The 26,110-nt window shown below is 42.3% G+C and carries 24 protein-coding genes; 12 read left to right on the top strand and 12 right to left on the bottom strand.

What is annotated here, in order from left to right; all coding sequences use genetic code 11:
* The first annotated feature begins 276 nt into the window (after positions 1-276).
* The 4 genes from aspS to J0X13_RS11015 all read left to right on the top strand — a co-directional run bounded on the left by aspS (position 277) and on the right by J0X13_RS11015 (position 4,408).
* Entirely contained in the window at positions 277-2,025 is a 1,749-nt protein-coding gene (gene aspS, locus J0X13_RS11030; RefSeq protein WP_207071496.1) for an aspartate--tRNA ligase, read from the top strand.
* A gap of 62 nt (positions 2,026-2,087) precedes the next feature.
* Positions 2,088-3,872, top strand: coding sequence for a chloride channel protein (locus J0X13_RS11025; protein ID WP_207071495.1), 1,785 nt, complete (start codon positions 2,088-2,090; stop codon positions 3,870-3,872).
* Positions 3,869-4,129: a hypothetical protein gene (locus tag J0X13_RS11020; protein WP_207071494.1), complete on the top strand. Its 261-nt coding sequence runs from the start codon at positions 3,869-3,871 to the stop codon at positions 4,127-4,129. The genes J0X13_RS11025 and J0X13_RS11020 overlap by 4 nt, the downstream gene beginning before the upstream one ends.
* Positions 4,130-4,213: 84 nt before the next feature.
* Positions 4,214-4,408 (top strand): cold-shock protein, encoded by a 195-nt coding sequence (locus J0X13_RS11015; RefSeq protein WP_163624136.1) that lies wholly within the window; start codon positions 4,214-4,216, stop codon positions 4,406-4,408.
* Between the two features lie 54 nt (positions 4,409-4,462).
* Here J0X13_RS11015 and J0X13_RS11010 read toward each other — a convergent pair whose 3' ends face one another.
* On the bottom strand, positions 4,463-4,912 hold the full coding sequence (locus J0X13_RS11010; RefSeq protein WP_207072045.1) for a nucleoside deaminase: 450 nt from the start codon (positions 4,910-4,912) through the stop codon (positions 4,463-4,465).
* Between the two features lie 83 nt (positions 4,913-4,995).
* Here J0X13_RS11010 and dxs point away from each other — a divergent pair, with 83 nt between their 5' ends.
* Together dxs and J0X13_RS11000 are read left to right on the top strand one after the other, a co-directional pair.
* On the top strand, positions 4,996-6,774 hold the full coding sequence (gene dxs, locus J0X13_RS11005) for a 1-deoxy-D-xylulose-5-phosphate synthase (RefSeq protein WP_207071493.1): 1,779 nt from the start codon (positions 4,996-4,998) through the stop codon (positions 6,772-6,774).
* Positions 6,765-7,823, top strand: a complete 1,059-nt coding sequence (locus tag J0X13_RS11000) for a DUF3078 domain-containing protein (protein ID WP_207071492.1) — start codon at positions 6,765-6,767, stop codon at positions 7,821-7,823. Before dxs ends, J0X13_RS11000 begins: the two co-directional genes overlap by 10 nt.
* Here J0X13_RS11000 and dgt read toward each other — a convergent pair.
* Entirely contained in the window at positions 7,820-9,178 is a 1,359-nt protein-coding gene (gene dgt / locus J0X13_RS10995; RefSeq protein ID WP_207071491.1) for a dGTP triphosphohydrolase, read from the bottom strand. The two genes, J0X13_RS11000 and dgt, sit on opposite strands and share 4 nt — an antisense overlap.
* A gap of 148 nt (positions 9,179-9,326) precedes the next feature.
* Here dgt and J0X13_RS10990 point away from each other — a divergent pair, with 148 nt between their 5' ends.
* The 3 genes from J0X13_RS10990 to J0X13_RS10980 are packed head-to-tail and all read left to right on the top strand — an operon-like array spanning position 9,327 to position 13,463.
* On the top strand, positions 9,327-11,600 hold the full coding sequence (locus J0X13_RS10990; protein ID WP_207071490.1) for an inorganic phosphate transporter: 2,274 nt from the start codon (positions 9,327-9,329) through the stop codon (positions 11,598-11,600).
* Positions 11,601-11,637: 37 nt separating this feature from the next.
* Positions 11,638-12,351: a DUF6503 family protein gene (locus J0X13_RS10985; RefSeq protein WP_207071489.1), complete on the top strand. Its 714-nt coding sequence runs from the start codon at positions 11,638-11,640 to the stop codon at positions 12,349-12,351.
* A gap of 5 nt (positions 12,352-12,356) precedes the next feature.
* A complete protein-coding gene (locus J0X13_RS10980) occupies positions 12,357-13,463 on the top strand; it encodes a glycoside hydrolase family 130 protein (RefSeq protein WP_207071488.1) in 1,107 nt (368 codons plus the stop codon).
* A 2-nt stretch (positions 13,464-13,465) separates the two neighbouring features.
* Here J0X13_RS10980 and nadD read toward each other — a convergent pair whose 3' ends face one another.
* From nadD to J0X13_RS10950, 6 genes are all read right to left on the bottom strand, one after another.
* Positions 13,466-14,050, bottom strand: coding sequence for a nicotinate (nicotinamide) nucleotide adenylyltransferase (gene nadD, locus J0X13_RS10975; protein WP_207071487.1), 585 nt, complete (start codon positions 14,048-14,050; stop codon positions 13,466-13,468).
* 2 nt (positions 14,051-14,052) lie between these two features.
* Positions 14,053-14,649 (bottom strand): guanylate kinase, encoded by a 597-nt coding sequence (gmk, locus tag J0X13_RS10970; RefSeq protein WP_207071486.1) that lies wholly within the window; start codon positions 14,647-14,649, stop codon positions 14,053-14,055.
* On the bottom strand, positions 14,646-15,503 hold the full coding sequence (locus J0X13_RS10965; RefSeq protein ID WP_207071485.1) for a YicC/YloC family endoribonuclease: 858 nt from the start codon (positions 15,501-15,503) through the stop codon (positions 14,646-14,648). The genes gmk and J0X13_RS10965 overlap by 4 nt, the downstream gene beginning before the upstream one ends.
* Before the next feature lie 87 nt (positions 15,504-15,590).
* Entirely contained in the window at positions 15,591-16,346 is a 756-nt protein-coding gene (locus J0X13_RS10960) for a 3-keto-disaccharide hydrolase (RefSeq protein WP_207071484.1), read from the bottom strand.
* Between the two features lies 1 nt (position 16,347).
* Positions 16,348-17,091 carry a 3-keto-disaccharide hydrolase gene (locus tag J0X13_RS10955; protein ID WP_207071483.1) on the bottom strand — a complete coding sequence of 248 codons (744 nt, stop codon included), beginning with the start codon at positions 17,089-17,091 and terminating at the stop codon, positions 16,348-16,350.
* Positions 17,088-18,140 (bottom strand): sugar phosphate isomerase/epimerase family protein, encoded by a 1,053-nt coding sequence (locus tag J0X13_RS10950; RefSeq protein WP_207071482.1) that lies wholly within the window; start codon positions 18,138-18,140, stop codon positions 17,088-17,090. Before J0X13_RS10950 ends, J0X13_RS10955 begins: the two co-directional genes overlap by 4 nt.
* 142 nt (positions 18,141-18,282) lie before the next feature.
* Between J0X13_RS10950 and J0X13_RS10945 the strand changes: the two genes are divergently transcribed.
* Together J0X13_RS10945 and J0X13_RS10940 are read left to right on the top strand one after the other, a co-directional pair.
* Positions 18,283-19,986 (top strand): GMC oxidoreductase, encoded by a 1,704-nt coding sequence (locus tag J0X13_RS10945; RefSeq protein ID WP_207071481.1) that lies wholly within the window; start codon positions 18,283-18,285, stop codon positions 19,984-19,986.
* A 9-nt stretch (positions 19,987-19,995) separates the two neighbouring features.
* Positions 19,996-20,460 carry an ASCH domain-containing protein gene (locus J0X13_RS10940; RefSeq protein WP_207071480.1) on the top strand — a complete coding sequence of 155 codons (465 nt, stop codon included), beginning with the start codon at positions 19,996-19,998 and terminating at the stop codon, positions 20,458-20,460.
* A gap of 45 nt (positions 20,461-20,505) precedes the next feature.
* On the opposite strand, the gene J0X13_RS10935 is transcribed toward J0X13_RS10940, so the two are convergent.
* From J0X13_RS10935 to J0X13_RS10920, 4 genes are read right to left on the bottom strand one after another with little or no spacing between them, the layout of a single operon-like run.
* Entirely contained in the window at positions 20,506-21,642 is a 1,137-nt protein-coding gene (locus tag J0X13_RS10935) for a Gfo/Idh/MocA family protein (protein WP_207071479.1), read from the bottom strand.
* A 6-nt stretch (positions 21,643-21,648) separates the two neighbouring features.
* Positions 21,649-22,878: a nucleoside permease gene (locus tag J0X13_RS10930; RefSeq protein ID WP_207071478.1), complete on the bottom strand. Its 1,230-nt coding sequence runs from the start codon at positions 22,876-22,878 to the stop codon at positions 21,649-21,651.
* A gap of 20 nt (positions 22,879-22,898) precedes the next feature.
* Entirely contained in the window at positions 22,899-23,342 is a 444-nt protein-coding gene (locus J0X13_RS10925; RefSeq protein ID WP_207071477.1) for a DinB family protein, read from the bottom strand.
* 20 nt (positions 23,343-23,362) lie between these two features.
* Entirely contained in the window at positions 23,363-24,361 is a 999-nt protein-coding gene (locus J0X13_RS10920; protein WP_207071476.1) for a sugar phosphate isomerase/epimerase family protein, read from the bottom strand.
* A 136-nt stretch (positions 24,362-24,497) separates the two neighbouring features.
* Between J0X13_RS10920 and J0X13_RS10915 the strand changes: the two genes are divergently transcribed.
* Positions 24,498-26,110: GMC oxidoreductase (locus J0X13_RS10915; RefSeq protein ID WP_207071475.1), on the top strand; the 1,613-nt coding region annotated here is incomplete at its 3' end.

Genomic DNA, 26,110 nt, shown 5'->3' with positions numbered 1-26,110 from the left:
TTAGTTTACATTAAATTAACTTTAAATTTATAAACATCTGTATTACAATTAGTTAAATATTTTATAAATGTTTTAAATTTGGGTTTTAAGGTCGAATTTTAGGCTTTTATCCGCTACAAAATCTCTAAAATGTATCCAAAATGTTAACTTAACGTTATCTGAATATCTGAGATTCATCAGTTTCTTACCGATAAAAACCCTAGCGAGCAGAAAAAGGACATATCTCCTAAAAATTACCCACATTCCTATTAAATTTGCGCTCTTATAATTAACATCATGTACAGAAGCAATACTTGTGGTGCATTAAGGGCATCGGACATAGGTTCAGAAGTTATTTTAAGTGGATGGGTACACAAAGTACGCGACAAAGGTTTTGTGGCCTGGGTCGACCTACGCGACCGCTATGGTATTACTCAATTGGTATTTGACCAAGAACGAACTTCCAAAGATCTTTTGGAAAAAGCCCGTGAACTGGGTCGTGAAACCGTTATCCAAGCCAAAGGTGAAGTGATAGAACGTGCTTCAAAAAACCCAAATATTCCCACAGGAGACATAGAAGTTCTTGTTACAGAGCTTACCATTCTGAACAATTCCTTACTCCCTCCTTTCACTATTGAAGATGAGACCGATGGTGGCGAAGATATTAGAATGAAGTACCGATACTTGGACATTCGAAGGAATCCTGTAAAAAACAAACTTATCTTCAGGCATAAAGTCACCATGGAGGTCAGAAAATACCTTTCTGACCAAGGTTTTATCGATATTGAGACACCTTATTTAATCAAATCCACTCCCGAGGGAGCTAGGGATTTTTTGGTGCCAAGTCGCATGAACGAGGGGCAGTTCTACGCCCTGCCACAGTCTCCGCAGACTTTTAAACAATTGTTGATGGTCGGCGGAATGGACAAGTATTTCCAAATTGTGAAATGTTTTAGGGATGAGGACCTTCGTGCCGACCGCCAACCCGAGTTTACTCAAATTGACTGTGAAATGGCGTTTGTTGAGCAAGAAGACATTTTGAATACTTTTGAAGGTTTGACAAAACACCTTTTGAAAGAAATAAAAGGTGTAGAGGTGGACGAATTCCCTCGCATGACCTATGATGATGCCATGCGACTTTATGGTAACGATAAACCCGATATTCGATTTGGAATGCAGTTCGGTGAACTGAACGAAGTGGCGCAACACAAAGATTTCAATGTGTTCAATTCCGCAGAATTGGTGGTTGGGATTGCTGTTCCGGGAGCTGCTTCCTACACCCGAAAAGAAATTGACAAATTGGTGGATTGGGTAAAACGTCCACAAGTCGGTGCCAAGGGAATGGTTTATGTAAAGTGTAACGAAGACAGCACCTACAAATCTTCCGTGGACAAATTCTATGACCAAGAAGATCTGGCAAAATGGGCCGAGGTAACAGGAGCTCAACCCGGAGACCTTATATGTGTGCTTTCTGGAAACACCAACGAAACCCGTGCACAATTAAGCGCATTGCGCATGGAATTGGCCACCCGTTTGGGCCTCAGAAAATCGGATGAGTTTGCCCCATTATGGGTAGTCGACTTCCCATTGTTGGAATTGGATGAGGAAACAGGTGCTTACCACGCTATGCACCATCCGTTCACCTCACCAAAACCAGGTCAGTTGGAATTGTTGGACACAAAGCCCGGCGAGGTAAAGGCAAATGCCTACGATTTGGTACTGAACGGAAATGAAATCGGCGGAGGCTCCATCAGGATTTATGATAAAGAGACCCAAGCAACCATGTTCAAACATTTGGGCTTTACCCCTGAAGAGGCCAAGGCACAGTTTGGATTTTTAATGGATGCCTTCCAATACGGGGCTCCACCCCACGGCGGTATTGCGTTTGGTTTGGACAGATTGGTAGCTATTTTGGGAGGACAGGAAACAATTCGGGATTTTATCGCTTTTCCTAAAAACAATAGCGGACGCGATGTTATGATCGATGCCCCCGCCAATATTGATGACGAGCAACTAAAAGAACTCCATTTAAAATTGGACCTATAATCTATTGAAATCCCGCGATAAAGCGGGATTTTTTAATACTTTTAGTAGTATTATAGACTTCGATGCCCTACAGCACTAAAAAACTGCTAACCCGTTTTCTCAAATGGCGATATAGAAATATCTCCAACAGGACTTTTATTCAAATAATGAGTCTAATCGTAGGGTTTTTGGCTGGTTCGGTGGCCGTTACCTTAAAAAACTCCACCTATTTTATCGAATCCCTATTAAAAAAAGGAATCGTTTTTTCGGAGAACCAACTGTATTTTATACTACCGACAATAGGGCTTACCCTAATCTATTTATATGTAAAATTTGTTCACAAAGAACCACTGCAACACGCTGTCTCCTCAATTATATTCTCCCTTTCCAAAAAAAGAGGATTACTCCGGCTTAAGGACATCTACACTCCTTTGATTACCGCTCCGCTCACGGTCGGTTTTGGTGGTTCCGTGGGTTTGTTGGGACCGGCCGTCAAATCGGGTTCAGCAGTAAGCTCCAACCTAAGTCGTTTTTTCCATATCGATGCAAAGACCAGAACCCTTTTGGTAGCTTGTGCCTCTGCTGGAGCTATTGCTTCGATTTTTCAGTCCCCCATTGCCGCCATCATATTTGCTGTGGAGATTTTTACATTGGACCTTACCATGATGTCCATGCTGCCCTTACTTTTAGCATCAATCTCAGGGGTGCTGACATCCTATTTCTTTCTGGGAAATGAAATCCTCTTCAGTTTTTCCCTTTCCGAAGGATTTAAACTGGAGGATACCGCTTTTTACATTTTATTGGGTGTGGGCACAGGATTTGCTTCCATTTATTTCACCAAAATGTATTTTGCAATACTCTCTCTTTTCAAAAAATTAAAGAGTCCAAAGTATAAGCTCTTAGTAGGTGGAATTGCCATAGGGGCAATGCTCTACGCAATCCCTCCACTCTACGGTGAAGGTTTCGGTTTCATAAACAATTTGTTGGAGGGCGACCATTTAAAAGCACTCGGCACTACTCCTTTTGACGATTATACCCACAATATTTGGGTCGTTATTGCCCTTTTGTTCGGAATTACCATTTTTAAGGCAATTGCCATGACAACGACCATTGGTGCCGGAGGTGCAGGTGGCGTATTTATTCCAACCATGGTCATGGGAAGCGCACTTGGAAATGTAGTGGCCAAAGTAATCAATAACCTGGGCTTGGGATTCTCTGTTTCCGAAAGTAATTTTACCCTAATAGGAATGGCAGGTTTGATCGCAGGGGTAATCCATGCTCCACTGACCGCCATATTCTTGATTGCGGAAATCACAGGGGGTTACCAGCTCTTTGTCCCTTTGATGATTACAGCAGCAATTTCCTATTTGATTACCAAAAACGCATTGGACTACACCATTTACACTAAGGAACTGGCCAAAATCGGAGCGCTTTTATCACACAACAAAGACCAAATGGTGCTAGGACTAATGGAAATGGACGATGTGATAGAAAAAAATTTCAGGCCCGTACTTCCACAAATGACCTTGGGAGAAATGTTGCATCAATCCGTATCCAAATCCAAAAGAAACCTTTTTCCCGTTTTGGATGATGATAAAAAATTAATCGGAATTATAGTCCTCGACGATATCAGGCCCATGATGTTCGATACCGATCTGTACGACACTGTTTTTGTTAAAAATTTGATGCATGCGCCACCAGAGGTTATCTTTTACGAAACGGACAACATGAAACAGGTCATGAAAAAATTTCAAGATAGTGGCGCTTGGAACCTGCCTGTCATCAAAAACGGTAAATACGAGGGCTTCATCTCCAAATCAAAAATGTTGACCGCCTATCGTAGAAAATTGATCAATTATTCCCAATGAAAATAAAACTGAAACATATTATTTTCCTCATTATGCTGGCATCGCTAGGTGCTATTTTTTATGGGCTGTCCTTGGAAGAAGGGCACCCACAGGCTCCAAAATACATCGGAGGTGGTACCGTTGGGTTATTTTTGGTGGCCATGCCCCTTTTTCTTTGGAAAGAGAGTAAGGTGAAAAACATGAAAGATTACATGCTTACCCATGAAAATATTAAGAAAATGCAAGAAAAAGAACGCAAAAACCCTGAAAATCAATAATTTTCCTCAGATTTAAAGTTCTTTTCATACAACCACCCACAAAATAAACTACTTTCGTATTTTAACATTTTATTTATTTTTTTAATGACTGGTACAGTAAAATTTTTCAATGAGTCCAAAGGTTATGGGTTCATTACGAACGACGACACAGGAAAAGACATCTTTGTTCATGTTACGGCATTGAACGGAGTGGAATTGAACGAAGGCGACAAAGTAGAATACATCGAAGAAGAAGGAAGAAAAGGAGTGGTTGCTGCACAAGTGCAAGTAATCGGATAATAATATTTTATTTTGATTTTGATTTAAAACCTCGGCAAAGCCGGGGTTTTTTATTTAATTCAGGTTTCTCCGTTGGATGAAGAATCGTTTCAGAAGTTCCGCGGCCTCTCTTTCCATGACTCCGCCCACCAATTTGGTTTTAGGGTGCAAATGCCCCCCCATCACACTAAATCCGCGCTCTAGATCGGCTGCTCCATACACCACTTTTGAAATTTGGCTCCAATACAATGCTCCTGCACACATTTGGCAAGGTTCCAGAGTAACGTACAACGTGCAGCCCTGAAGGTATTTCCCTCCCAAAAAGTTTGATGCGGCCGTAATTGCCTGCATTTCGGCATGTGCCGTAACATCCTTTAACCGTTCGGTCAGGTTGTGGGCCCTCCCAATTATCCTGTTGTTCACCACAACAACGGCACCAACGGGAACTTCACCATTTTCATAGGCGATTTCGGCCTCTTGCAAGGCCTTCTTCATGAAATAATTGTCATCAAAAGGGTTCTCCACAATTATTATGTCATTTTTCAACAGATTGCTAAGCTACACATAAAATAATTTTAGGGAGAATCGATACTTTTGTTTTTTATCCATTGGAAAGATTGTTGACACATATCGAATCCCCCGAGGACCTCAAAAAATTGAACTTGGACGAGTTGCCCAAACTTGCCCAGGAATTGAGGGAATTCATCATTGACATTGTTTCGACCAAAGAAGGCCATTTAGGTGCCAGTTTGGGGGTTGTGGAACTCACCATAGCCCTGCACTACGTGTTCAACACACCTATTGACAAACTTATTTGGGATGTGGGACACCAGGCCTACGGACACAAAATCTTGACCGGCCGCAAGGAAATTTTTGAAACCAACCGCCAATTGGGCGGCATAAGTGGTTTTCCCAAACGAAGCGAGAGCAAGTACGACGATTTTGGAACAGGGCACAGCTCTACCTCCATTTCTGCGATACTTGGAATGGCAATGGCCTCTAAATTGAAAGGCGACTTTAAAAAACAGCATATTGCCGTTGTGGGCGATGCATCCATTGCCAGCGGAATGGCCTTTGAAGGACTCAACCATTTGGGAGTGACCCAGGTAAATGCACTTATTGTGCTTAACGACAATGCCATTGGGATTGACCCTAGCGTTGGCGCCTTAAAAAAGTATCTAACCAACGTTAAGGCGGGCACTGCCAAGGACGAAAATATTTTTGAATGCCTCAACCTCAACTATACAGGCCCCATTGATGGGCACGATGTAAAAGCTTTGGTAGCAGAATTGGAACGTTTGAAACATGTTGACGGTCCAAAATTGCTCCATATCATCACTACAAAAGGGAAAGGATTAAAACAGGCAGAGGAAGACCAAGTGGTGTACCATGCCCCCGGAAAGTTTGATAAAATCACAGGGGAGCGCTTAAAGAAATCCGGGCAATTGCAACCACCCAAATATCAAGATGTGTTCGGGCATACCATTGTGGAATTGGCTCAAATAAATGAAAAAATTGTTGGGGTCACCCCTGCCATGCCCAGCGGAAGCTCCCTGAAATTTATGATGGACCGAATGCCCGACCGAGCGTTCGATGTCGGTATCGCGGAGCAACATGCCGTAACATTGGCAGCGGGAATGGCCACCCAAGGTTTGGTGCCTTTTTGCAATATTTACTCCACTTTTTTACAAAGGGCCTACGATCAGGTGATACATGATGTCGCCCTGCAAAAGCTTCCCGTTATTTTTTGCTTGGACAGAGCTGGTTTGGTGGGACAGGATGGTCCAACACATCATGGCGTTTTTGATATGGCCTTCTTACGTTGTGTTCCCAACCTCATCGTTTTTGCCCCAATGAACGAGATGGAACTTCGGAATATAATGTACACCGCGCAATTAGGTCTGGACAAACCCATTGCGATAAGATATCCCAGAGGACGAGGTGCAACCATTGATTGGAAAAATCACTTTGAGCCGATTGAGATAGGTAGAGCAAGATGTTTGAAAAAAGGATCTAAAATCGCCATACTCACTATCGGGCATATGGGTAACGGTATTTCCAAACTCATTGAAAGTTTGGATACCCCTGAAGCCGTAGGGCATTACGATATGCGTTTTGTAAAACCTTTGGACAAGGATTTGCTTCGCACCATTTTCAATTCCTACGAACACATTGTAACAGTTGAGGATGGCGCAAAAATGGGTGGTTTTGGTTCAGCAGTGCTTGAATTTGCCAATGATGAAGGACTATCAAAACCCATTAAAATTTTCGGTGTTCCCGATCAATTTGTGGAGCAAGGGACCATACCTGAAACCCATAAACTGGCTGGTATGGATTTTGATACGATACATTCTTATATACAATCAACCTTAGACCAATGCGAATAAATTGTTTTTTAATTCTATTCCTTACTGTTTTCCTTTCTGCCAATGCACAGATAACCCGTTTAAAGGTTTTTGAACCCGACAGTACTGATTCTGGGTTTAAAATTGTTCGTATCAAGGATGTTAAACTAAAATACTTGACCAGGAGTGCCAAGCTCACCGACCCCCGTACTGTTTTAAATAGGGTAAAGCCATTGAGCATTTGGTACAATCGGTTCCATCCCACATCATTTTGGAAAAAAGTCAACAAGTTCGGACTTAACATAAGTGAAGTTTCCTTTGTAAACTGGAATGCAGGGGGCGATAACTCCGTGTCAGCACTTGCAAGTGCAGATTTTACCCGAAACTATAAGTTTCGGTACTTAAGTTGGAACAATGAGGCACAACTTCGGTACGGTCTCAATGCACAAGAGGGTAGAAAACTTCGGAAAACGGACGACCAAATCCGATTGTCCACCACGCTCAGTTTTAGGAAGGACACCATAACCAACTGGTACTATTCCGTAAAGGCCAATATAAGGACCCAGTTTTCCAATGGTTATAAATATCCTGATCGGGAAACACCGATTTCCAGGTTCATGGCCCCTGGGTATTTGTTTGTCGGTGTCGGTACATCCTACATTCCACCCAAGGACCAGTTCAACCTTTATATTTCACCTGCCACTATGAAATCTACCTTTGTGTTGGATGAGGCGCTCTCCAACCAAGGTGCTTTTGGGGTCGAGAAAGGAAAAAACCTCTTTTTGGAACTTGGTTTCTTGATCACCAATACCTGGGATACCCAAATTGCCAATAATGTCCAGATGAGCCATCGGCTCAATCTGTATACCGATTATCTCCAAAGTTTTGGAAACATAGATGTGGATTGGGAGTTGAACTTTAATCTCAAGGTAAACGAATATCTGAATGCCAACATCGGCACCCACATCATCTATGATGATGACATTAAGTTTGATGAAGAAATTGCGGAGGACGGTACCGTGATCAACCCTGGCGTGGCCAAAATCCAGTTTAAACAACTACTTGGGGTTGGATTGCTCTATTCTTTTTAGATGTTACGTCCTGTTAGTTTATCGTGGATATGTACCGCTGCACTATCGGACAAACTGGCCACAAAACAACTCGTATCCAACAATATTTTATAAAGCGATGCATCCGTGTTCCTGTAATTTTCAGGCAAGCTTTTAATAAGCAATCGATCGTAATTGGTATCGTTTCCCTCCTTCACATTGATCAAGGCAGTGGTATACATGTCCAATAAGTCAGATATGATTCGGTAACCCGCCAGTTCCTTATCGATTACTTCAGTGGATTGATAGATTTTCTCCACGCTCAATTTAATGATGTCTTCCACCTGTGCAGTATACTTGCCTTTGTCCAGCAACGAAACATTGAACTCGCCTTTTAGGATCTTGGCTTCGTTCTTCACAAAAACGTCGACTGCATCCCCTATCAAAGTACTGATGGCAAGTGCCCGTAAATAGCTCAATCGGTCACTTGAGGTGGTCATGGCATTGTATTTTTTGGTATTGATGTTATCCTTCACCAGATTGATGAGATATTCCAAAGCATATTCCTCGGGAATCAACCCTAAATTTATGCCATCTTCAAAATCAATGATGGTGTAGCAAATATCATCTGCTGCCTCGACCAAATAGGTCAATGGATGTCTCAAAAATCCCGTTTCTGGATGTGTTGGGTTGGGCAATAAACCGATTTCTTCCACGAGTTCATAAAAAAACTCCTTTTCGGATTGAAAAAAGCCAAATTTCTTATCGGAAATATTTTTGGACGGTTTCTTGGGCAATGATCCTTTTGGATATTTGATAAAAGCCCCCAAAGTGGCATAACTCAACCGTAGGCCGCCTGGAACCCCTTCCCTAGATTCGGTCAAAAGTTTAAACCCATTGGCATTGCCTTCAAAGTCGATAAGGTCCTGGTATTCCTCTGGTGTCAACGCATCTTCGTAGAATTTCCCTTTGCCCTGTTTAAAATAATTGCCAATAGCCTTTTCCCCGCTGTGCCCGAATGGAGGGTTCCCAATGTCGTGGGCCAAAGCCGCAGCGGCCACAATAGCACCAAAATCATTAAAATGGTGTCCGTGGACCTCGGACAAAAATGGGTATTTGGTCAAAATCTGTTGTCCGGCAATTCGACCAAGGCTTCTTCCCACGACCGATACCTCCATACTATGGGTCAATCGGGTGTGCACAAAATTCTTTTGTGAACCTACGGCAATGGGCATGGGAAACACTTGGGTCTTATCCTGTAAACTCCTAAAAGCGGACGAAAAAACAATTCGGTCGTAGTCCACCTCGAACCCTAGTCGGGTCTCATTTTGTTCCTTTCGTAGTCGCTTTCCTGTATCTCCGTGTCGTTTTAAAGAGAGTAACTGCTCCCAGTTCATTGGCCATTGATTTGTAGCGAAGATATATCAAAAGATGAACCTATGTCCAACACATTGAAAATATTGATATTTTTGGGGCCGTATTTGGTAACATTTTGTTAACCTTAGTGCGGATTTATAATGGCATTTTTGTCATATTTCTGAAAGAATGGGGGAGAATATTTACATTTTCATGGTTGTGGCGCTCGGCATATTGGCCATAACCGATTTGGTTGTGGGCGTTAGCAACGATGCCGTTAACTTTTTGAACTCGGCCATTGGGTCCAAAGCGATTTCTTTTAGGACCATAATGATCGTTGCCAGCGTAGGTATCGCATTTGGTGCCATCTCCTCTAGTGGAATGATGGAAGTTGCAAGAAAAGGAATCTTTAACCCTGGTGAGTTCGTGTTCGAGGAAATCATGTTCATTTTTATGGCCGTGATGATTACGGACATTCTCCTACTGGATTTTTTCAACACCCTTGGAATGCCTACTTCTACCACGGTATCCATTGTTTTTGAGCTGTTGGGTGCTTCTGTGGCCATTTCCCTCATCAAAATAGCCGATACGCAAGGTGGTTTTTCAGATTTGGCCACTTACATTAATACAGACAAAGCCGCTGAAATTATATTTGGAATTCTCCTCTCCGTTTTCATAGCATTTTCCATTGGTGCCTTGGTGCAATTTGTCTCCAGAACATTGATTTCTTTCAAATTTCAAAATAGGTCCAAGTGGGTAGAATCTGTTTTTGGTGGTCTGGCCATAACAGCCATAGTTTATTTTATATTGGTAAAAGGACTTAAAAGTGCCGCTCTTTTTGATGGCGTGCTTTCGGAGTTTGTTGCAACCCAACCTTTGGCTTTTTTAGCTGGTAATTTTGTGTTCTGGACCATGGGTTCATTTATTGTGGCCAACCTATTAAAATGGAACATTTATAGAATAGTTATTGGTTTTGGAACCTTTGCCTTGGCCATGGCTTTTGCAGGTAACGACTTGGTCAACTTTATCGGAGTGCCAATCGCTGCACTTCAATCTTATCAGGATTGGCAAGCTTCCGGCATAGCTCCCGGGGATTTTAATATGAGGGGATTGGCAGCAGCTGTACAAACACCAACCATGCTATTGTTGCTTTCCGGAGCGGTCATGGTGATAACACTTTGGTTTTCATCAAAAGCGAAAGGAGTTGTAAAAACGAGTGTCGATTTGGCGAGACAGGACGAGGGCGACGAACGCTTCCAGCCTAATTATCTGTCCAGACAAATTGTAAAATTCAGTATAGGTGCCTTTGAAAATATTTCCAAAATTGTTCCGCCATCCATTCAGTCCAAAATAGATAAGCAGTTTGTTTTACCACAGACCTACGTGCCCAAAAGCAAAACACAAGAACAACCTGCATTTGACCTGGTCAGGGCTTCTGTAAACCTTATGGTGGCAAGCGTGCTTATCTCCATTGCCACTTCTATGAAACTACCGTTGTCCACCACTTATGTAACCTTTATGGTGGCCATGGGTACTTCTTTGGCCGATAGGGCCTGGGGAGCGGAAAGTGCGGTGTACCGTGTAGCCGGGGTACTCAATGTTATAGGTGGATGGTTCTTTACCGCTCTTAGTGCGTTTGTTGCTGCAGCTTTAATAGCATATTTGTTGTTTGTCGGAAAATTTGTGTCACTGGTTTTGATGTTGATTGCCGCAGCCGCCATTTTGCTGCGCAATTATATTTCCCACAACAAAAAAACCAAGGAAATTAAGGCAGAGGATAGCTTAAGAAGAGCCGAAAGTAGTTCCATTCAAGGTGTTATCGAGGAAACAGCCGCCAACATTGCCAACGTGGTAAAACGTAGTAACCGTATTTACTCCAATTCTATGCAAGGATTATCCAAGCACGATCTTGATTTCTTGAAAAAGAACAAGAAGCAGAGTAAAAAATTGGCCAATGAAATCGAAGGATTGCGAAACGATACGTTCTACTTCATCAAAAATTTGGATGAAGCCCATGTAGGTGCCAGTAACTTTTACATCAATGTTATGGGCCACTTAACGGACATGTCCCAGTCCTTGGAATATATTGGCAAGGTGAGCTACAACCATGTGAACAACAATCACAAAAAATTAAAGTATAACCAGATCAAAGAGCTCAAAGAAATCGATGCCGCTTTGGAAAATGTGTTCAACAGCACCCAAAAAGCTTTTGAAGACCGTTCTTTTGAGCAAATTGGCACGGTTCTAAATTCCAAAGAGAAGCTTTACGAGATGGTTTCGCAGAAAATCAATCAGCAGGTTTCCAGAACCAGGACCGAAGAATCCAGTCCAAAGAACACCACCCTCTATTTCTCCCTATTATTGGAAAGCAAGGATTTGATCACGGCCATGATGAACCTTTTGGAGCAGTATTATGCCGAGCATGACAGTTCCATAACTCCAGCTACCATAGAAAAGAAATAAAAAGCGGTATCTTTCCTATCAACTTAATCAATTTGATATGAAAAGATATTGTTTAGCTTTCTTAACCCTTGGGTTATTTTCCGTTGTTGTTAGTGCTCAGAATCTTTCTGCGGAAGAGGTATTGGAGAAAGCCATTGCTTATCATGACCCCAATAACAATTGGGCTAATTTAAACACTACTTTTAAAGTAGTTATGGAAACCCCAAGTCGTCCAAAACGTACAAGTCTTATTGGACTGGATTTTCCTCAGCAAAAATTTACTTTGGACGTTGAACAGGATGGCAATACATACGCCTATTCTTTTGATAAAGATTCTTGCGAAATACGCTTGAATGGAAGTACCGATTTTTCGGAAGATGAAGCTGAAGAATTCAGATTGAACTGCGAGCGTGGTGAATTCATGAAAGACTACTATACCTACTTGTACGGTCTTCCCATGAAATTAAAAGACCCTGGCACCCATCTAGACCCTGAAGTCCAAAAAAGGACATTTAAAAACAAGGAATATTTGGTGCTGAACGTCACCTATGATTCAGAGGTAGGCACAGATGAATGGTACTTTTATTTTGACCCCACTACTTACGCAATGGAAGTTTATCAGTTTTACCATGATGAAAGCAAAAATGATGGCGAATATATTCTTTTGGAAGGCCTGGAAGAAATCAACGGGATAAAAATGCCAAAGACCAGGGCTTGGTATGTTAACAAGGATGATAAATACTTGGGAACAGATACATTGGAAAAAATTTAAAATTGATGAGAACAGCAATTCTATTCCTATCCTTTCTTTTACTTTCTCTCACCAACATATTTTCACAAACCAAAGAAAAAGAATGGATGTTGGGACCATTTAAGCGTCCAGATAATGCTCGACCAATCTTACAGAAAGATGGTGCATCTACCTTTACCGACCCCATAACCAATAAAAAAGTTCACTGGGAATCCATGGCCACTTTTAATCCTGCTGCAATAGTTAAAGAGGATTCCATCTACGTTCTCTACCGCGCCGAAGAAAAATTGGGGGAGAAAGAAATCGGTGGGCACCGTTCTCGGATCGGTATGGCCACTTCTTCCGATGGGCTCAGGTATAACAAATGGCCAGCACCTGTTTTTTATCCAAAGAACGACAATCAAAAAACCAACGAATGGCCGGGCGGAGTTGAAGACCCAAGAATCGTGGAAACCGAAGACGGGCTTTATGTGCTGACCTACACCCAATGGAACAGAAAAGTACCCAAACTAGCTGTTGCCACATCAAAAGACTTAGTGAACTGGGAGAAACACGGTCCTGTTTTTCAGCATTACAAAAACGGTATCTATCACGAAAAAGAGAGCAAATCGGGGGCCATTGTCACCGAACTACGGAATGGAAAATTAGTTGCTGCCAAAATCAATGGAAAATATTGGATGTACTACGGTGTGCCCAACATTTGGTTAGCTTCTTCCACGAATTTGATAGATTGGGAACCTGTGGAAACCTATGAAGGAAATTTAGCTCCAGTTTTAAGCCCTAGACCAGGCTATTTTGATTCTTGGTTGGTAGAGGCCGGTCCACCACCATTGCTTACCAGTAATGGCATTGTATTGCTTTACAACGCAGGAAATTCACAAAACATCGGGGTGAAAGATCTTGGAAATAGAATTTATACCGGCGGACAGGCTCTTTTTGACGTCAATGAACCATGGAAACTGTTGGACCAAACTGACGAACCCTTCATTAAACCTGAATTGCCTTTTGAAAAATCGGGACAATACAAAGACGGAACAACCTTCTTGGAAGGACTTGTTATGTTCAATGGAACATGGTATTTGTATTATGGAACTGCCGACAGTATGGTGGGCGTGGTCACCGCACAAAAATAGGGCTACCTGTAAAAGTTCATTTCATCCATGTACTTCCATACAGCATGTGGAAGCAACGGGCGCACATTTTTACCCTCCTTGTGCGACTTACGAATAAATGTCGATGAGATTTCCATAATGGGCGCATCAACTTTTGTGATTTTTGAGTGCCCCTTAAATTGATGCTCTATCTCACCGTGAGAAATCCTGGGATACACATAAATGGTATGAAGTTCTAAAATGGCCTCATAATTTTTCCATTTATGGAAACCTTTTAAATTGTCTTCTCCCATAATAAGCGAAAATTGATGATCATTGCCATATTTATCATCCAAATGGGCAAGTGTATCGGAGGTGTAATTGGGTTGGGGCAAATCAAATTCGATTTTACAGGGTTGTAGCTTGGGATAGTCCTGCACAGCCTCGAACACCATTTGATAGCGATGGTTGTTATCTAAAAGTGATTGTTTTATTTTAAATGGGCTTTGTGGCGTTATAACGAACCAAACCTCATCCAAATCGGAATACTCCACCAAATGGTTGGCAATTACCAAATGGCCGATATGTATGGGGTTAAAGGTTCCAAAAAAGAGCCCTACCTTTTTCATACCTAATCTTCTTTTGGGGGTATTTCCGCTCCCACGAAATCAGCGACCAATTTATGCGCCTCGTCCAAGGCTACATCAAGGTCATAGTTTTTAATGATTTTATCAAACTGGGGTGCAGTGGCAAGTTCCACGGATGCCTTGGCAATCCTCATGTTGATTTTATCGTCGCTTTCCGTGCTCCGTTTCTTCAGTCTGATTTTAAGTTCATCAACACTTGGGGGCTTTACGAACACGGCCAAGGTTTTTTCCGGGAACTTTTTTTTGATTCGCAATCCACCTGAAACATCAATGTCAAAAATTACGTTTTTACCTTCTGCCCAGAGTCGTTCCACTTCACTTTTAAGGGTCCCGTAAAAGTTATCTCGGTATACTTCCTCCCACTCTAAAAAATCACCGTCTTTTATGTGTCTTTTAAATTGGGAAACGGACATAAAGTAATAGTTGACCCCATTCTTTTCCTTTCCTCTACGCGGACGGGATGTGGCAGAAATGGAAAATGCCAGATTCAATTCAGGCTGATTCAGCAGATGCTTCACGATTGTGGTTTTACCACTGCCCGAAGGTGCCGAGAAAATAATAAGTTTACCGCCTTCTGTCATAACACATTGAGCATTTGTTCCTTTATTTTTTCCAGTTCATCTTTCATCTGGACCACCAACTGCTGCATTGGGGCGTAATTGGCCTTGGAACCGATGGTATTGATCTCCCTTCCGATTTCTTGGGAAATGAACCCAAGTTTTTTTCCATTGGAATCACCTGAATTCAAGGTGGTTTCAAAATATTTTAAGTGGTTGGCCAAGCGGACCTTTTCCTCGGTGATGTCATATTTCTCCAGATAGTAGATCAGTTCTTGTTCAAACCTATTGGCATCCAGTTCCACCTTAAGGTCGGCCACTGCTTTCTCCAATCGCTCCCGGACCGTGGCTAAGCGTTCTGGGTCCATTTTGTTCACTTTCTCCAACAACTCGTTCAAATTATTCAGCCGTGTCACAAAATCTTCTTCCAAGACTTTACCTTCTTCGTTCCTGAACTCGACTATTTTGGAAAGTGCCTCGTCCATGGCCTGTTTTATTGCATTGTATTCTTCCTCATCAATGTCATCCTTATCGGTTTTGAGGGTATCGGGCATCCGCAGGGCCATTTCCAATAATTTTATGTCGTCGCCTTTGGCTATATCGGCCAATTGGTCCATATAGTTTCTCACCACCCCTTTGTTTACCTCAGCGGTGGTTTCCTCTCCGGTAATTTCAACGTACAGACTAAAATCTATTTTGCCCCTGTTCAAAGCACTAGCGATCATTTTACGTAGTTCCAGTTCTTTTTCCCGGTAAAATTGGGGAAGTCTGGCATTGATGTCCAGGTTTTTACTGTTGAGCGACTTCAACTCAATGGTGATTTTCTTGGAAGGAAGCTGCACTACATGCTTCCCAAAGCCTGTCATGGATTGAATCATATACCTATGATAAATTTTGCCAAAGGTAACCAAAATAGGTTTTTGGCCCTTTTAGTGGATTTCTATTTTAAAATTGGGTTAAGGGAGCTAATCCAGTTCCCTTACCCAAATATTCCTATAACTTACCCTGCTGTTATCGCCGTGGTCCTGAAGTCTTAGCGGTCCCTTTCCATGTGGTGGGTTTTTGGGCCATCCGATATATGGAGTGGTTCCCTTGATCTCCACATGATCCTGGATCAAAACGCCATTGTGGATCACCGTCAACGTACCCGATTTTACTTTTTGGCCCTTTTCGAACTCGGGTGCATGGTAAATAATGTCGTACGTGTTCCATTCACCAGTAGGCACCGAAGCCATTGCCAAGGGCACATGTTGTTTGTAAATGGAGCCTACTTGCCCGTTTACATAGGTGTCGTTGTCGTTGTTGTCCAATACCTGGACTTCATAGAGGTTATTCAAAAACACTCCGCTATTGCCTCGGTTTTGACCATCACGCTGTACTTCTGCGGGCGATTTCCACTCGATGTGAAGCTGTACACTTCCAAAATTTTGTTTGGTCTGAATATCGCCGGTCCTATCGTTTACGGTCATGCTTCCATCTTCATTTAAAATCCATTTTGCCTCAGTACTATCTCGGGAACTTATCCATTTATCCAAAGACGTGCCATCAAAAAGTACAATGGCATCACTGGGAGGTGCACCATTTTGTCCTGGGGTAACTTTAGGGGGAACGGGCTCATAAAATTCCGTTTCCTCGGGGGTGGTCGGTTCTACCTCTTGTGCGGTGATAAATCCGGCAATAAGCAGGGACAAAACCAATAGTCTGTTTGTTAATCTTGACATACTACAATTCTTTAATTTTAATATTTTTGAAGGCTACCATGTTCCCATGATCTTGTAGTCCTATTTTACCCGTTTTAAAAGCGGCAAAACCTTCCCATTCAGCAAATTTTGAATTGGCGACCAACTCTTCCCATTCCGGTCCTTGGACCGGGAACTCCACAATTTTGGTCCCATTTAAAACAACGTGGCCTTCGTTGGTTTTATGGTTCACCATTAACTCAACTGAGTTCCATTCTCCTGCAGGCTTAACTGCATTTTCCGATGGAGAGACCATATCGTACAAAGCACCGGCCAAGCGATCGGTTCCATTCTGTGCATCTGGATGTCTCTCATCGTCCAGCACCTGTATTTCTGGTCCGGTAAGGTATGGTTCCCCATATTTTTCATCCTCTTTTACTCCCCAAAAGAAACCACTGTTGCCCCCTTCGGCAATCTTCCAATCCATGGTAAGCACAAAATCGGTAAACTCTTGATCGGTCACCAAATTATAATTGGCACCCTCTGGTCTTTCCTCCGGTGGGTAAAGCACCATGGCTCCATCTTCCAATTTCCATGGCTCGGTGACTTCTCCACCATTGTACATGTGCCAACCATCAAAACTTGTTCCGTCGAATAACGTGACCCAATCGGATTCTTCTTCCTCTGTTGCCTCAACTGTCTCTTCCATTTCCTCCTGGCTTTCTTTTGGTTTATCCTTACAGGCAAAAACAAGAGCAAGTGCTACAAACCATATTGATTTTCTCATAGTCCCAATATATTTTTAAGTTTTTGTTCATCTATATCTCCGCCAGCAAAGTCATCAAAGGTCTTTGTGGTTGCCTCGATGATGTGGTCCTTGATGAATTTGGCTCCTTCCCTTGCTCCTTGTTCAGGACTTTTTATGCAGCATTCCCATTCCATTACGGCCCAAACATCACAACCGTATTGTGTCAATTTTGAGAAAATGGTCTTGAAATCGATTTGGCCATCACCTAGGGAACGGTATCTTCCAGCCCTGTCTCCCCAATCGTTATATCCTCCAAAGGCACCTTTTTTTCCTGTTGGGTTAAATTCAGAATCCTTTACATGGAACGATTTGATGAACTCATGATAAAAATCGATGTACTCGATGTAATCCAATTGCTGTAAAACAAAATGACTTGGATCGTACAAAATGTTGACCCTTTTATGGTTTCCCGTTGCTTCCAAGAAACGTTCAAAAGTATCTCCATCATGCAGGTCTTCCCCTGGGTGAATCTCATAACAGACATCCACACCTTCTTCATCAAAATGATCAAGGATGGGCATCCATCTTTTTGCCAGCTCCTCAAAACCCATTTCCACTAAACCGTCCGGCCTTTGAGGCCAAGGGTGCATAGTATGCCACAAAAGTGAACCGGAGAAGGTTGCATGTGCCTTTAGACCTAATCGTCGACTGGCCGTAGCCGCCTTTTTTACTTGGTCGACCGCCCATTTGGTACGTTCTTTCGGTTTTCCTTTTAAAGCATCTGGCGCAAAATTATCGAACATAATATCGTAAGCCGGATGCACCGCTACCAATTGCCCTTGTAAGTGCGTGGACAGTTCGGTGATCTCCAACCCGTACGAATTGATTTTCCCTTTTAGTTCGTCGCAGTAATCTTGACTTTCTGCCGCTTTGTCCAAATCTATCAGGAACGACTCCGTTGTTGGAATCTGGATACCCTTATAGCCTAGATCAGAGGCCCATTTACATATTCCATCCAAAGAATTGAACGGAGGCTGACTGTCCACAAATTGTGCTAGGAATACTGCTGGTCCTTTTATTGTTTTCATTGAATTTAATTTTTAGGAATTAGGAAATCCCAAATAAATTGGGATTTATCTTCTATATTTAAGAAAAAAACTATGCTATTTTCAAATCTCATGTGGTAAGAGATAAATATAGGGATTCGTTAACAATTAAAACAACATTAAAGTGATTGAAACCAAAGTTTATGATGCTATTGTTGTAGGTACAGGAATAAGTGGTGGTTGGGCAGCCAAAGAACTATGCGAAAATGGCCTTAATGTTCTTGTACTGGAACGTGGCCCTATGGTAAAGCATGTTGAAGACTACAAAACCATGAACGACGATCCTTGGGATTATCCTTTTAAAGGGGAACTTACCCGTGATGACAAAGAAAAATACCACAAGCAACTCAGGGTGGGGTGGGCTCCAAAAGATGATGTAAAGCACTTTTTTGTAAACGATCTGGAACATCCGTATCAAGAAACCAAACGTTTTGATTGGATTCGAGGCTACCAAGTTGGTGGGCGATCCTTAACTTGGGGGCGTCAAAGTTACCGATGGAGCGACATTGATTTTGAAGCCAACAAGAAAGAAGGCATTGCAGTGGATTGGCCAGTTCGCTATAAAGATATTGCTCCTTGGTACGACAAAGTGGAATCCTATATTGGTGTTAGCGGTCAAGCTTTAGGGCTTAAACAACTGCCAGATGGTAAGTTTCAGCCGCCTATGGAGTTGAATTGTGTTGAAAAAGATTTACAGGCATCCTTAGGAAAGAATTTTAAGGATGGGCGTTTGCTCACTATTGGAAGAGTAGCCCATATTACTGAAAACACAACGGATATTGAAGGTCGCGGACCTTGCCAATATCGTAATCGTTGTTGGAGAGGATGCCCCTTTGGAGGCTATTTCAGCAGTAATTCCTCTACCCTTCCCGCTGCGGAACGAACCGGGAATATGACCCTAAGGCCAAACTCCATCGTTTATGAAATCTCTTATGATCAAAACAGCAAAAAAGCAACCGGGGTAAACATAATCGATGCGGAGACCCATGAAAAAATAGCGTTTAAAAGTAACATTGTATTTCTCTGTGCTTCGGCAATGGCCTCTGTTGGGATCTTATTACAATCCAAATCCAAGGAGTTCCCCAATGGCATGGGAAACAATCACGATCAATTGGGGCGTAACATCATGGACCACCACTATCAATTAGGGGCATCTGCTAAAGTTAATGGCCATTTGGACAAGTACTATAAAGGAAGGAGACCGAACGGTTTTTACATCCCGAGATTTGTCAACCTTGATGAGAAAACAAAGCGGACAGATTTTTTACGTGGTTTTGGCTATCAAGGTGGGGCAAGTAGGGGCAGTTGGTCCGAAACGGTTGCTGAACTTGGACATGGGCCGGCCTATAAAGAGGCGATTTTAAAACCTGGTGGATGGGAAATAGGCATGACCGGTTTTGGCGAAATGTTGCCACATCATGATAATCGGGTTACTTTGAGCAAGGATAAAAAAGATCAATGGGGACTTCCACAATTGAATTTTGATGTGGAGTTCAAGGAAAACGAATATAAAATGCGAGAAGCCATAAAAGAGGAAGCTGCTGCCATGCTAAAAGCTGCTGGTTTTACTGATGTCCACACATACGATACCGAGACGGGCCCGGGACTTGGGATACACGAAATGGGAGGTGCACGCATGGGACACGACCCGAAAACTTCTGTATTGAACAAGCACAATCAATTGCACTCGGTTCCCAATGTTTATGTAACCGATGGTGCTTTTATGACTTCTGCCAGTTGCGTAAATCCATCGCTGACCTATATGGCCTTTACCGCAAGGGCAGCAAATCATGCCGCTGAACAATTCAAACAACATAAATTTTCTTAAAACCTGCTTATGGAAAATGCTTCTGCCCGAAATCTGTGGGGCGATTTTTTGGATGCCCATTTAGAGTTTGCTTCTGAAGATGCTCCCAAGGTCATTCATTTTTGTGATAATGAAAAAGATGCCGATGTATGTGCCGATTTGATATCCAAAGAAGCTAAAAGAGCTACCAGCCATGCTTTACAAGGGTTGCAACTACGTAATGAGGCCTTACCGAAAATCGGGGATTTCTATGTGGTCACCGATTGGAATGGAAATGCTAAATGCATCATCCGAACGACCAGGGTAAAACTACTGCCCTATTTCAGCATTCGCGAGGAGCATGCGCGTTTAGAAGGTGAGGGCGATAAAAGCCTTGATCATTGGAAAAAAACACATTGGGATTACTTTACCCGAGAACTTGCGGAGTTTGGCAAAACTCCCAAGGAAAGTATGATCGTGGTTTTTGAGGAGTTTGAGATGCTCTACAAAAAATAATGGCCGCCAGTAGGCAGCCATCATTCCTGTTTTTTGGGTTTCCTATTAATCCATGTCCACCCAAATATTACCTTGTTTATGGGAAGCTACGGTATTCTCAATAAAATTGAGGCCCCTAACCCCATCTTTCATGGTTGGGAATTCTCCGCTGTTGTATTCCTCTCCTCGGATGGCCTTGGCAACCCCTAGGTAAATGTTGGCCATGGCATCAAATATACCTTCCGGGTGTCCTGGCGGTAATTTTGTACCGTCCAAAGACAATTTGGAATTGTACTCGTGTCCTGGTTTATACACCTGTAGTGGTTCAGGATCGTTCAATTTGTATAAATAATTAGGGTTTTCCTGTTCCCATTTTAATCCTCCTTTTTGACCGTAAATAGCAATGGACAGGTTGTTTTCTTCCCCCGTTGCCACTTGACTGGCCCTAATTACGCCTTTAACGTTCTTGTCCATACGGATAAGCGCTGTGCCATCCATATCCATCTGGTTGTCGTCATAGAGATAATTAAAATCGCACAATAGGGACTGTACCTGTAACCCAGTTGTGTACTCGACCATATTGAATGCATGGACGCCAATATCTCCCATGCAAGAACTTATTCCCGCTTTTTTAGGGTCCAATCTCCAAACCGTACCACGCTTTTCCTTGTCGTGGATAATTGGATTCATCCAACCTTGATAGTATTGTACATCTACTTTGTGAACCTTTCCAATAACACCTTCTTTGATCATTTCACGCATTTGCCTAACCATGGGGTACCCCGTATAGGTATGGGTTACGGCGAAAACGGTTCCCTCTTTTTCCAAGGTTTCCTGCAACACTTTAGCCTCCTCGTACGTAGTGGTCATCGGTTTTTCGCAGATGACATTGAAACCGTTCTCCAATAACTTTTTCGCCATTGGAAAGTGAAGGAAGTTCGGTGTAAGGATTGAGCAAACTTGGATACGTTCATCTTCGGGCAACTTCATCTCTTCCTCGACAAGCGTATCAAAATCTTTGTAAATTCTATTCGTAGGAATGTCTATTTCCTTGGCGAACTGCATATTGTCCTCAAAATCAGGGTTGAATACAGCTCCTACGATTTCATAATTGTCATTAATGAAAGAGGCCACTCTGTGCAACACCCCAATAAGAGAATCGCCTCCTCCTCCAAGAATTCCAAGTCTAATCTTTTTAGGCATTTTTCTTTATGATTTATATTCTACTTTTTCGTTTTTAAATATTAATGCGAACAACACAAATACTACGGCTGCAAATCCTGCAGGATACATCCAAATGGTTTCCCATGCATGTGCTCCATCATCCATTGTTAGCGAATCTGTTATTTGTCCTGCAATCCAGAAACCGATAAGCATACCAACACCGTAAGTTGCCAAAGTAATCAGTCCTTGTGCAGCGCTTTTGTACTTTTCTCCTGCTTTTGTATCCGTATAGATCTGTCCGGAAACAAAAAAGAAGTCGTAGCAGATTCCGTGCAATGCGATACCAATGATCAACATAAAGGATAGTTCGTCCGCATTACCGTAAGCGAACAATATGTACCGTACCGTCCAGGCCAACATTCCCACCAAAATGGTTTTTTTGAATCCGAATTTTGTAAAAAAGAATGGTAGTGCCAGAATAAACAGTGCTTCCGATACTTGACCAATGGCCATTTTGCCCGTTGGATTGGGAAGTCCTATTTCAGCTAAGAACGGATTGGCATTTTGATAATAGAAAGCCAGTGGTATGCAGATCAAAACCGAAGAAATAAAGAAAACCAGGAAGTTTTTATCCTTCAATAGTTTGAGGGCGTCCAAGCCCAACACATCCGAAATGGCAACTTTTTCACTTTTGTCCACTTTTGGAGGTGTCTTTGGCAATGTAAAACTGAAAACCCCCAAAATTGCGGAGGCGATACCTGCCATCAAAAATGTATTTTTAAGCATTCCCGCTTCCAAGGCCTCTGGAGAGTCCCAAACAAACAGATAACTTATCACCAATCCAGCAATGATCCATCCGATGGTACCAAAAACCCGAATGTTGGAAAACTCCTTAGCCGGGTCTTTCATTTGATTAAAAGAAATGGAGTTAACCAGAGCCAGTGTAGGCATATACAGGATCATGTAACCCAACACATACGGATAGAAGGCCACAAAATCTGTTGATTGATACATTTGGTACATCAAAAATGCACCTACCAAGTGCAGCACACCCAAGATTCGTTCGGCATTGAAATATCTGTCGGCTATCAATCCAATAATAAAGGGTGCAATAATTGCCCCCCACGACTGTGTTGAAAATGCCATTGATGATTGTCCTGCTGTAGCTTCAAGATTGTTACCCAGAAAAGTCCCCAAAGTAACAAACCAACCGCCCCAGATAAAAAATTCCAGGAACATCATAAAGGACAGTTGAAATTTGGTTTTAATATTCATGTTAAGTCTTTAGTTAGTAGTTATCTTTTGTAATGTATATAATCCAAAGGTTTTGGCTCAACTCCAGAGCTCCTCAATTCCATCATGATTTGCCCTCTGTGATGAGTGGTATGATTAACTATGTGAAAAAGTATATCCTTTAACACACTTGAATAATTCTTTCCTTCACTGTTTGTATACTGCACTCGTTTTTCAAAAGTATCCGTATTGGAAACAATTTCAAAAGAAGTACGTTGGTTTTCGTAATGGATATCTTCCCATTGGTCCATTTGGTGTTTGTCCCAAACACCAAACTCCGTGGGCGTACCCAAAATTCTATGGTTCCAAATATGATGGGCATTGAGCATGTGACTAAAAAGTCTAATGCAGTTGTCCGGAACATGGTCCAGACCACTGCATTGTTGCATAATTTTTTTATTACAGTAAAAATTGTAATCGAAGAGTTGTTTCAAAAATCCCTTCATCGGCCCATTTTAACATTGGATTATTCCAATATTCTTTCCAAAAGTTTTTTGGTTGCCAAAATCCCTTCTTCCTCACCCAGTTCCGAGCCTTCATATTCGACACCTACAAAACCTTCGTATCCAGAATCCAAAACTATATCCATAATTCTTGGGTAATCCACTCTAGTTTCATTTCCTTCTTCATCAAAGCTGTAGGATTTTGCACTAACACCTTTGGCGTATGGCATCAACTCCTTTGTTCCCTTATAGCGGTCATATTCTTCCAAGCATTCGGATGAATAGTAATCACCCTCTTCCCTTTTGATACAGAAATTGCCAAAATCGGGCAAGGTGCCACAGTTGTCCATTCCCACTTTTTCCATTACCTCTGCCAACATCTGCGCGTTGGAAGAAGGACCTCCGTGGTTTTCGACGATAATATTTATGTTCTTGTCCTTGGCATAGGTTGCCAATTGTTTCAATCCTGCCACTGATGCCGGCATCCAAACCTCTGGCTCCATACTTCCGTTCAGGTTAACACGAATGGAATGGCACCCTAGGGCTGCTGCTGCATCCACCCATTTATAATGGTTTTCCACTGCTTCTGTTCTTGCGGTTTCATCGGGAACGGCGATATCTCCTTGCCCGTCCACCATGATCAAAACATTGGTTAGACCGTATTTTTCACTTTCAGCCTTGCTTTTTTCCACCCAATTGTTCATGGCTTCTTCAGAAAAGTTTGCCGCCTGCAGTTCCTTATAATAAAGTGCGCTCACATACTCAAGACCTTCAAATCCCCACTTACTTGCTTTTTCTGCAAAAGTGTAAGGGTCCACGCCTTCTTCAAAAATCATTTTGTGGATAGACCATTGTGCCAAAGAGAGCTTAATGTCCGGTTTGGATTCTTCTGCCGCTACTGCTTCAGTTGTTGTTTCTTCGGTTGTTTCCTTTTTTGGGTTCTGTTTACAGGAATAAAATCCGAATAAAGCCACTGCTATGAGTGTAACAATACTTTTTTGTGTTAATCTACTTCTGTTCATATTATTGCGTTAGTTAATTTCGTGCGGAATCCAAAAACTACAACGTTATAGTGCTGAATTCTCAATAAACATAGGGATTAAATGTAGAAAATTAATTTAATAATTAATACATTTATCAAATAAACAATCCGAATAAATGAGTAAATTTTATTACAATCAGGAGCAGGAATCCTATGATGCCATCGTGGTAGGTACGGGTATCAGCGGTGGTTGGGCTGCCAAAGAGTTGTGCGAAAACGGTCTCAAGACTTTGGTCTTGGAGCGTGGGCCCATGGTAAAACACCGTGAAGATTACCCAACTGCAAACATGGATCCATGGGATTTTCCTCATGCGGGAAGAGCAACCCGAGAAGACGTTAAAAAACAAGAGAAACAATCAAGAACCGGTTATACCACTGGAGCAGCTTCCAAACATTGGTTCGTAAACGATTTGGAACACCCTTACAATGAAACCAAAAGGTTTGATTGGATGAGAGGTTACCATGTTGGTGGACGTTCCATAATGTGGGGACGACACAGTTACCGTTGGAGCGATATTGATTTTGCTGCAAACAAAAATGACGGAATTGCCGTAGATTGGCCCGTACGTTACAAGGATATAGCACCTTGGTACGATAAGGTTGAAAGTTACATTGGTGTTTCCGGTGAAAATTTAGGTTTGGCACAACTGCCCGACGGACAATTTGAACCCATGATGGAGCTCAATTGTGTAGAAGATCATGTAAGAGGCAAAGTTGCCGAACATTTCAATGGTCGTGTAATCACAGCTGGTCGAGTTGCGCATATTAACAGTGACAAGCAATTTGAAGGTGATGGTCGAGTGCGTTGCCAATTTAGGAACCGTTGTATCAGAGGATGTCCTTTCGGAGCATACTTTAGCAGCGTATCGTCTACACTGCCAGCAGCAGAGGCTACAGGTAATATGACGCTAAGACCGGATTCAATTGTTCATGAAGTGATTTATGACCCTAATACCAAAAAAGCTACCGGTGTCAAGGTCATCGATAGGGAAACCAAAGAAGAGTTTGAGTTCAAAGCCAAGGTAATTTTCCTTTGTGCCTCGGCTATCGCTTCAACTTCCATATTGATGCAATCCAAATCGGATAGATTCCCTGATGGATTAGGTAACGATTCCGGAGAATTGGGACACAACGTAATGGATCACCACTTCTTGGTAGGGGCACGTGGTAAGTTTGAAGGTTACGAAGACAAATATTATAAGGGTAGAAAACCTAATGGAGTATATATCCCAAGATTTAGAAACCTTGGCGGTGACTCCAACATGAAAGACTTTATCCGTGGATATGGTTACCAAGGTGGTGCCAGTAGAGGCAATTATGAAGAAATGATAGCCGAAGCTGCATACGGAAAAGACTATAAAGATGCTATGATGACACCTGGAGGGTGGAACATGGGCATAAATGCTTTCGGTGAGACACTTCCGTACCATGAAAACAAAATGACCTTGGATTATGACAAGAAGGACCAATGGGGCCTACCTACCGTAACCTTCGATGCCGAAATCCAAGAGAATGAGTACAATATGCGTAAGGACATGCAGGAACAAGCCGTGCAAATGCTTGAAAAAGCGGGAGCCAAAGATGTTACTCCTTTTGATGCTCCTTATGCACTTGGACTTGGTATCCACGAAATGGGTACTGCACGTATGGGGCGTGACCCTAAAACCTCCGTGGTCAATGGATTTAACCAAGTTCATGCCTGTAAAAATGTTTACGTTACCGATGGCGC

The sequence above is a fragment of the [Muricauda] lutisoli (nom. illeg.) genome, from assembly GCF_017313105.1.
Classification (GTDB): Bacteria; Bacteroidota; Bacteroidia; order Flavobacteriales; family Flavobacteriaceae; genus Flagellimonas; species Flagellimonas lutisoli.
Note: the sequence above shows the minus strand (reverse complement) of the source record. Positions and strands in the feature narration are given on the sequence as shown.

What these genes read in the sequence shown, in the direction of transcription:
- aspS (WP_207071496.1), top strand. Translation starts at nt 277, where the DNA reads ATGTACAGAAGCAATACTTGTGGTGCATTAAGGGCATCGGACATAGGT.
- J0X13_RS11025 (WP_207071495.1), top strand. Translation starts at nt 2,088, where the DNA reads ATGCCCTACAGCACTAAAAAACTGCTAACCCGTTTTCTCAAATGGCGA.
- J0X13_RS11020 (WP_207071494.1), top strand. Translation starts at nt 3,869, where the DNA reads ATGAAAATAAAACTGAAACATATTATTTTCCTCATTATGCTGGCATCG.
- J0X13_RS11015 (WP_163624136.1), top strand. Translation starts at nt 4,214, where the DNA reads ATGACTGGTACAGTAAAATTTTTCAATGAGTCCAAAGGTTATGGGTTC.
- J0X13_RS11000 (WP_207071492.1), top strand. Translation starts at nt 6,765, where the DNA reads ATGCGAATAAATTGTTTTTTAATTCTATTCCTTACTGTTTTCCTTTCT.
- dgt (WP_207071491.1), bottom strand. Translation starts at nt 9,178, where the DNA reads ATGAACTGGGAGCAGTTACTCTCTTTAAAACGACACGGAGATACAGGA.
- J0X13_RS10990 (WP_207071490.1), top strand. Translation starts at nt 9,327, where the DNA reads ATGGGGGAGAATATTTACATTTTCATGGTTGTGGCGCTCGGCATATTG.
- J0X13_RS10985 (WP_207071489.1), top strand. Translation starts at nt 11,638, where the DNA reads ATGAAAAGATATTGTTTAGCTTTCTTAACCCTTGGGTTATTTTCCGTT.
- J0X13_RS10980 (WP_207071488.1), top strand. Translation starts at nt 12,357, where the DNA reads ATGAGAACAGCAATTCTATTCCTATCCTTTCTTTTACTTTCTCTCACC.
- nadD (WP_207071487.1), bottom strand. Translation starts at nt 14,050, where the DNA reads ATGAAAAAGGTAGGGCTCTTTTTTGGAACCTTTAACCCCATACATATC.
- gmk (WP_207071486.1), bottom strand. Translation starts at nt 14,649, where the DNA reads ATGACAGAAGGCGGTAAACTTATTATTTTCTCGGCACCTTCGGGCAGT.
- J0X13_RS10965 (WP_207071485.1), bottom strand. Translation starts at nt 15,503, where the DNA reads ATGATTCAATCCATGACAGGCTTTGGGAAGCATGTAGTGCAGCTTCCT.
- J0X13_RS10960 (WP_207071484.1), bottom strand. Translation starts at nt 16,346, where the DNA reads ATGTCAAGATTAACAAACAGACTATTGGTTTTGTCCCTGCTTATTGCC.
- J0X13_RS10955 (WP_207071483.1), bottom strand. Translation starts at nt 17,091, where the DNA reads ATGAGAAAATCAATATGGTTTGTAGCACTTGCTCTTGTTTTTGCCTGT.
- J0X13_RS10950 (WP_207071482.1), bottom strand. Translation starts at nt 18,140, where the DNA reads ATGAAAACAATAAAAGGACCAGCAGTATTCCTAGCACAATTTGTGGAC.
- J0X13_RS10940 (WP_207071480.1), top strand. Translation starts at nt 19,996, where the DNA reads ATGGAAAATGCTTCTGCCCGAAATCTGTGGGGCGATTTTTTGGATGCC.
- J0X13_RS10935 (WP_207071479.1), bottom strand. Translation starts at nt 21,642, where the DNA reads ATGCCTAAAAAGATTAGACTTGGAATTCTTGGAGGAGGAGGCGATTCT.
- J0X13_RS10930 (WP_207071478.1), bottom strand. Translation starts at nt 22,878, where the DNA reads ATGAATATTAAAACCAAATTTCAACTGTCCTTTATGATGTTCCTGGAA.
- J0X13_RS10925 (WP_207071477.1), bottom strand. Translation starts at nt 23,342, where the DNA reads ATGAAGGGATTTTTGAAACAACTCTTCGATTACAATTTTTACTGTAAT.
- J0X13_RS10920 (WP_207071476.1), bottom strand. Translation starts at nt 24,361, where the DNA reads ATGAACAGAAGTAGATTAACACAAAAAAGTATTGTTACACTCATAGCA.